At 62.9% G+C, this 2,051-nt stretch carries 1 protein-coding gene and 1 pseudogene; both read left to right on the top strand.

Annotated features, from left to right (window positions below):
• Positions 1-1,293, top strand: a 1,293-nt coding sequence (locus AQY21_RS28935; RefSeq protein WP_161905914.1) for a hypothetical protein, incomplete at its 5' end; no start/stop codon positions are given.
• Positions 1,294-1,486: 193 nt separating this feature from the next.
• Positions 1,487-2,051, top strand: a pseudogene (locus AQY21_RS29595) (IS21 family transposase); the annotation flags it as partial.

Genomic DNA, 2,051 nt, shown 5'->3' with positions numbered 1-2,051 from the left:
CTTGTTCGTGGCGCCCTGGACGCCAGCAATCCGCGGCGTCTGCAACTCGGCGCCGATCCACGCAACAAGGTTCAGTGTGCCCCGGATCGTTATTGGTTCTGCCCGGCCTGTCTGGGGGGATTGGCCGATGGCGATCTTCGATCTGCCTGCCTGGGCCGGACGGATTGGCTGATCGACGCGAACCATGTCTGCGCAGAGCACGGTCTCTGTCTCATGACGGTCTTGCCCCGCAAAGCGGCACGGATGCAGCATGACCTGTCGCCTCTGATCCCGAAGCTGGTCGCAGCTCGGGCGGCGCCCTGGCAACCAGGTCGACCGACCAAGCTGGAGCACTATATCACTGAGAGGCTGGACGGCGTGCACTCCAGGCGCTGGATCGATGATGTGCAACTCGATGTCGCGATCCACACCGCCGAAGTCTTCGGGGCCATGGCCATGCGTGGTCCCCAAGGCGACTTGAAAGGCATATCTGTCGATGAGCGTCGCGAGCATGCGCATCTCGGGGCCGAGGTGCTGATCAAAGGACCGGCAGCGATCAAGGACTTCCTGCGCACACATATCGGTCATGGCCGGCGGGGCAACGATTACCACACCGCCTTTGGCCGCGCGTTCAACGAATTCTATTTCCGCAAGGATCAGCCCGCTTACAGGCCCATCTGCGCGGTGCTGGCAGAGTATGTTGGGGAAACCTTCCGCTTCACGGGTCAGGAGAAGGTGTTCGGTATCCGGACGCGAGGTGTCGAACCCAAAACTCTGCGTTCGCTCTGCAACCGTCACGGAATCGGGATGAAGATCACCGTGCAGGTGCTGAAGGCCCAATACGGCTTCGGGGTCGGGACCGGGGCCAGCTCCGAGGTCGATCCTGACCTGATCGCCGATCTCGCGCCAAAGCTGAAGGACCTGCTCAACGCCCAGGATGCCGCGCGCCATCTTGGCGTCAGCGTGGATGTCGTGCGGGGGCTGATCGGCGACGGGCTGCTGGTCCCCGATTACCGCTTCAACGACCGGATGGTCGGGTTTTCGGCAGCGACGCTCGAATCCTTTCTCGATGACTGGTGCAGCGCAGGCAAGCCGCCATCAGGTGGACAGGCAATTCGCACCCCCATCCAGACCGTCGCTCGTGCGAACAGGGTCAGAGTTTCGCGGCTGCTGATCGCGGCTCGGGCCGTTGGGGGTGCGCTGTATCGTGACCGGCGGAAGCGGGGACTGACCGGGGTTACTGTCAGTCATTCTTGCATGGCGGCACTGGTGGAGCAGGCAAAAACCGATGCCGGCAAGGCTGGACTCTCCTGATGCGCTAGACCGTGTTCTTGCTGATGCCGAGATACACGACGATTTCTTCTACGGAAACCTAGCGGTCGGACATGATGCGGCCCTGGGAGAGCAGCCTTCTCCATCGTTCTCGCGATCTCGTCCGATCCGGTCGGAGCGAACGGGCTTGAGGCGGGTTTTGTCCGCCGTGGTGGTATTTGCCTGTTGACCGGCGTGGAATAAGGCCCCCGCTTCTGGGGTGATCGGCGTCCAAAAGGGACCCCAACGGTTCTTCTCACCCCGGGTCAGGGTCAAGAGCTACGAGGAACTGAATGCCTGGCTGCTGGACAAGTGCATCGCCTCGGCCAGGAGCAGCAAGCATCCCGAGTTGACGGACAAGACCATCTGGGAGGTCTTTCAGGAAGAGCGCCCGCACCTCGTCCGTTATGCCGGGCGCTTCGACGGCTTCCATTCGCTGCCTGCGGCGGTATCGAAGACCTGCCTCGTGCGGTTCGACAACAACAAATACTCCGTCGCGGCAACGGCTGTCGGGCGGCCGGTCGAGATCCGGGCCTATGCGGAGCGGATCGAGATCCGGCATGGATGAGCCATGCCCCGCCATTGGTCCGAGGGGCATGGCGAACGGCTGGTCGGGGACCATCCCCGTCACTTCGGGCGGGGCCGGACAATCTACAATCCCTGGCATTATGTGCCTGTCCTGCTTCGCAAACCCGGGGCGGCTCGCGCAATGGCGCACCGTTCAAGGACTGGGTCCTGCCCGGCGCCCTCGAGCAGATCCG

The sequence above is a fragment of the Paracoccus sp. MKU1 genome (genome assembly GCF_001447385.1).
In the GTDB taxonomy this organism is placed as follows: domain Bacteria; phylum Pseudomonadota; class Alphaproteobacteria; order Rhodobacterales; family Rhodobacteraceae; genus Paracoccus.
Note: the sequence above shows the minus strand (reverse complement) of the source record. Positions and strands in the feature narration are given on the sequence as shown.